The sequence below is a fragment of the Bartonella sp. CM31XJBT genome (assembly GCF_028618555.1).
GTDB lineage: Bacteria > Pseudomonadota > Alphaproteobacteria > Rhizobiales > Rhizobiaceae > Bartonella.
In genome coordinates, this window is sequence record NZ_JAQITD010000048.1 from 1 (window position 1) to 5,944 (window position 5,944).

At 47.7% G+C, this 5,944-nt stretch carries 1 protein-coding gene; it reads left to right on the forward strand.

The features are described from left to right. On the forward strand, positions 1-5,944 hold a 5,944-nt coding region (locus PVV63_RS09765; RefSeq protein WP_273791687.1), incomplete at both ends, for a DUF637 domain-containing protein.

The following is a 5,944-nucleotide window of genomic DNA, read 5'->3' on the forward strand; positions in this document are numbered from 1 at the left end:
TGCCAAAGCACGTGCCAAAGGAGCAGTAAAAGCGCGTTCCCACCACGATAGTGTGCACGTGAAAGATCTGCTTTTTTCAGAAGAAGCGGTTGAGCTGAAGGCTTTGAAACATGTTGAATTGGCTGAGCAAGCTCGCGTTGCGGCAAGCGGTGCTGTTGATGTGCACGCCGATGTGATCAAGCTCCAGTCCCATGCTCTTCTAGCAAGCGGTATTGGGAGTGATGGTCAACAGTCAGAGACGGGTTCTTTGTACTTACAGGCAGCAAAGCTTGAGGCGGGGGATGGGCGGATAGCCGCTGGTGATCTTTTAGAGATCCAAGCAGCAACAATTGATCTAAGCCGCATGCAAGACAATGATCAAACAGGGGTTTCTTCCCTTGGCGATCTGACCATTAAAACCAATCAAATCACCGCTTTAAACAACCATATTGGTGCCAAGGGGAATATTGTCTTGAGCGCCGATGATGCGCTCACTGTAGGCGCTGGACATTATAGCGCCGGCGGCTCTCTTTTGGTGCAAGCGGCAGAGCTTACATCACGTGCGCGCTTAGTGGCAGAGCAAAAAATTGACCTTTATGCGCGTAGCGGTGATCTTGTCCAAGAAGGCACTGTCTGGTCTAATGGGGAGATAACGCTGGATGCCCATGGTGCCCTCAATCATACGGGTGATATTATCAGTATGCAGCAGGTTGTATTGACAGCGGGTGGCATGCTCACAACCGGTCAAGAGAGCACGATTTTAAGTTATGATGTGGTTTTAAGTGCTGATGCTTTAACCCAAGCAGGGACTGTGGAAGCTCAAGAAGGAGCATTAACCCTTCAAGTGCGTGATGGGGTTGCAAATAACGGCACAATGCGCGGTGAGAGTGTCGATGCTCATATTGGTGCATTTACCAATCAAGGGACGTTTATTGCAACCGATGATTTGCATTTGATGGTAAGCACACAAGAAGGCGCCGATCCGCAACAAGCCTTTCTGAAGAATACATCCGAAGGTGTCCTTCAAAGTGGTGGTGTTTTTGTTGTGATCGCAGGGCAATTAGACAATGCCGGTGTGCTTGGCTCTAGTGGTGAGAATGTTGCCCTCAATGTGGCAGGAAATGTCAGCAATAGCGGGCTGATTTACGCCAAAAAATCTATGGATCTATTCAGTGATGGTGATTTAACCAACACACAGGGCAGAATTATTGCTGAAGAGGCTCTCACCATTGGTGGGCTGAAAGAGACACGTGCTGGTCATATAAACAATGAGGCTGGTCTTCTTAGTGCTTTAGCCGGTGAGATGAAGATTGTTGCAACGTCTTTTGTCAATAAAAGCGCTGAAGCGACAAATTCAGACCAACAAAACGCTACACATGATGAAGGTGCACATGTTTTAGCGCGGGATGGTTTGCGCATTGATGTGGGCAGTTTTGAGAATGTTGATGGTCTCATTTCTACGCAAGGGGCAGTTAATATTGTTGCTGATAGTGTGATCCAAGCAGGGCACATAGAGATTGAGCGTGGTGACCTTCAACTGACCAGCCACGGTGATTTAAGCAATAGTGGCACAATAGAAAGCAATGATACCATTGCTTTGCATGCGCAAACAAATCTCAGCCAAACGGGGCGCATTGTCTCTAAAAAGCGGATAGAGCTTTCCAGTGATGGCATCTTGACGCTGGGTGAGACAAGTGAGGTTGGCGCCTATGATGTAACGCTGAAGGCAGGCACACTCACCCAAGCTGGGCTTGTGGAAGCGCAAGGCGGGGTACTTACTCTCAACAGCCATGATGTTTTAAGTAATTCCGGTATTATGGTGGGCGGTGTTGTTGATGCGAAGCTTGGGTCTTTAGCCAATTCAGGTCAGCTTTTAGCCAGTAACAGTTTTACGCTTATAGCAAAAAGTCATGATCCGTCATTGGGGCAAGTTGCTCTGGTTTTAAATGGTGAAGACGGTGTTCTCAAAAGTGGTGGTGCTTTTGTCTTAACCGCAGATGTTTTGGACAATGCCGGCAGTATTGGTTCAAGTGGTGATGGGGTTGCGCTCAATGTGAGCGCTGATCTGAGCAATAGCGGGCTAATTTATGCCAAGAAATCTGCCATTTTCTCCTTAGATGGGGATTTTATCAATAAGTTTGCCGATGTCATTGCTGAAGACAATCTCATCATCCGTGGTTTAAGTGGAGAGCGGGCTGGTCATGTAATCAACAGCTCGGGTCTTTTAGAAGCCGTGTCAGGCGATATGACCTTCGATGTCTCAGCTCTCACCAACATGCGTGAAGGCGGGGTTGAAGTTAGCGATAAAGTGATTTCTCACAGTTACGTTGCGGGAAGTTGGGAAGGCACTAATATTAAACACCATCAGATAAAGGAAGATGTTGACACTACAATTAGCCGTCAGCAGCCTCATTTTACCAATAATGCTGCACAGATTTTAGTAGGGCGTCATCTGACAATTAATGCCGGCGATATCCGTAATAGCTACAGTTTGATTGCTGCTAATGGCAACATTGAGATGCAGGGTGATACGCTGCTCAATGAGGGGCGCGATTTAATCGAAACAACCAAGATTGTAACTGAAACACATCGCAGGAAGAAACATTGCCACACATTATTAGGAGGGTGTGGTATTACAGGCATTACAGATGAGGGACATTATACTGATACCCAAACAACCGTCCGCACTTATGATGCTGTTTACGGCACGATTGAAGCTGGTGGCACGCTTGATGCCAAGTTGACAGGCTATATTGACAATCATGCGGTGCGTGAGGGGGTTGAGCAAGTTGGCTTAAGCTCTGGCGATAAAGGTTTGGCTGGTGTTAAAAACACCGATTTTGACGGTTCCAAACCACTGATTAGTGATGATCGATTGGACGGCATCATCAATGGTTTGAAAGGGCACAAAGGGCTTTTTGCACCGAGCATCCAAACACCCGCACCAGAATCCATACAGGTGCCAACGCAAGATGGGCTTAGCTCTGTTAAGACAGAATTGGACCAGACCCAATCACCGGATGTGCCGTTTTTAGTTGAGACGCGACAGGATTTTATCAACCCAAGTAAATTTTTAGGATCGGACTATTACTTAAAAAAGATTGGCAATTATAAGCCTGAGCACGTGTTTAAAAGATTGGGGGATGCTTATTTTGAATATCGTCTGGTGGGTGAGCAAATCTTTGAGCTGACAGGCAATCGCACTCTTCTTGATGTTGAAGATCCCAATGCTCAAATGCAAAGGCTTTATGACAATGCTGTGGAGCAGCAAGGTCCTTTAGGGTTAGTGCTAGGCAAGCCCTTAACGCCTCAGCAGATTGCTGGGATCAAAAAGGATATGATCTGGCTTGAAACTCACCTTGTCGACGGACAAGAGGTCTTAGTGCCCCACGTTTATTTGGCGCCAACCTCCTCTTCAGAACAAGGGATAAAAAACGCACAAGGATTGCAAGGAAACCTTGCCAGTGCGCGTTTGAAAGGCAATGGCGTCACTATAGAGACGGACCGTCTTACCAATAGCGGTGCTGTGGTAAGTGATGATGCATTGCATGTTTCGACCACGCAAACATTGTTTAATGATGGTGGTTTTTTAGATGCCAGAGGTGCTGTAGAACTCACCAGTAACGGTCTTTTAGCCAATTCTTCCGGTGTTATTCATGGTGATACGGTTACCATGACGGGTGGTACGATTGTCAATAGTACCGCTAAAATCCGTGACACGAATGAATATGGTTTTGTTGATCGAGCTGGGCAGAAGGGACAAATTCTCTCTGATCATGAATTAAACATTCAATCCCTTGGTGATCTTGGCTCAGAGGGGGGGGAATTCACCAGCGGCGGTCCGATGACGGTGATTGTCGGTGGTTCTGCTACGTTTGGTTCATTAGTGCTAGAGAGTGACCATAAGGAGACATTGGAAAAAGGGCATTATAACGCCCAAAGCAGTGAGCACCGTTTGACAGAAGTCAACAGTGATGGAGATTTGACCATTGTCACAGGTGGTGAACTGAACCTTGAGGGAAAGTTTAAAGCCAAGGGCAATGGGGATTTCACCAGTGGTGGCGCTCTCAACGCGATTTCAGAGCAAGATTTTAACAGTTTTGATTTGGATCTGAGGGGCAAAGAAGGCGACAAATCGAAGCAAAAGAATAAGTTTCGTCAACAATCAACAGAAGTTACTACAAACAAAACCACGATAGAAACAGAGGGCAACCTCTCCATGCATGCGCAAAATGGGGATCTCACACTTGGTGCGGCAGGGCTATCAAGTGGTGGTCAGACGCATTTGGCATCAGATAAGGGAAAAATCAAGTTTCTGACCAACAAGGATCAAGATTTTAAGGATGTTTATCAGCGTAATGAAAACCTTGTGTGGTGGAGTGAGAGCGATAAAGGTTACCTTAAGGAGACCATCGAACATGTCACCATAGATGCTAAGGGTGGCATAAAGCTTGATGCGGGTGATGGCTTTGTTGTTGAGTATGAGGCAACTGGTGATTTAGACAAATCTCTTGAGCAATTGTCTCGCTCTCCAGGCATGGCATGGATCAAGCAACTGCGTGATGATCCAGAATTATCCAAGCAAGTGGATTGGCAAGCAGTTAAGGCTGAATTTAAAGACTGGGATTATAAAGCCCAAGGATTGACAGAAGCCGGTGCGGCTATCGTGGCCTTGGCTGTCACGGCGGTTACGGGCGGAGCAGCCTCGGGCGCTGCCAGTGCCATTACCGGTGCTTTGGGGCTTGGCTCGAGTACCGCCATGAATGCGGCGATACAGGCAGGTGTCCAAGCGCTGATTAACAAAAGCGCTGTGGCTCTTGTCAATAATCGCGGCAACATTGCCGGCGCCTTGCATGAGCTTGGCTCTTCAAAGAATGTTCTCAGCATTGTCTCATCGATGTTAACGGCGGGCTTAACCAGCCAACTAACGGAAATGGCAGGTGTTGGACAATCTTTGCCAAAAACCGCTCCTTTTGTCGATCGTATCGCCCTTGAAGCGAAAAAGAACTTGATCAAAGCCGCCATTGGCACAGGCGTGCAGACGGCTCTTGAGGGCGGCTCTCTTGACAAGAACTTTTTTAACAATCTGCGCATCGCCCTGTCTGATACGGTTGGCAAATCATTGGCGGAAGAAATCGGTACCGCCAAGGCAGAAGGCAAAATAGATACGGTCACACAAATCGTTGCCCACGCCGGTCTTGGCTGTTTAAAAGGCGCTGTTGCGAGTGGTGCTTGCACGGCCGGTGCTGTGGGGGGTGCTGTGGGTGAAGCCACTGCTATGCTCCAGTTTCAATTGTGGGTGCAAGGCATTGTGAAAGAGGAAATGGGTAACCTAAACGGTCGCACCCCAACTGCGGAAGAGGAAGCGCGTATAAACGCAAAGATTGATGCGCAGTTTGCTGACTTTAGAGACCACACCATTGATGTTGCAAGGGCTGCTGGGGGCGTTGCCGCTGCCCTTGCCGGTGGCAATGTTGATGCCGGCGCTGATGCCGCTGGTAATGCCGCTGCAAATAACTACCTCAGCAGTGCTCAACAAGCTCAGATGGAGAAAGAATTAAAGGAGTGTCCTGACCTTTTATGTGAAGCAGAAGTGTCTGCGAAGTGGTCTGCGATTAGTACAGGGCAAGGTATAAGCTTTGGGGCTGGTATAGTAGCTGGTGTACCGGCTGAAATATACGATACGGTTGATGGTTTTTGGCAACTAGCCAAACATCCCGAAGAGACTTTGAAAGCGCTCAAAGATTTTTTCAGCAGTGGTGAGATTTTGGCGACAATTGGTCAGACCCTTGGACAGTCCTATGTAGATCGCATTAATAAAATGGAGGAGGAATATGAGCGAGCCGGTGCTGGTGGATCCTTTAAAGCTGGACTTGAATTTGGAAAATTATTGACTGAAACAGCATCCCTAATGACAGGAGTTGCTGGAGCAGCCAAGGGAGCCATAAAGCTTGGCGAAAAGGCT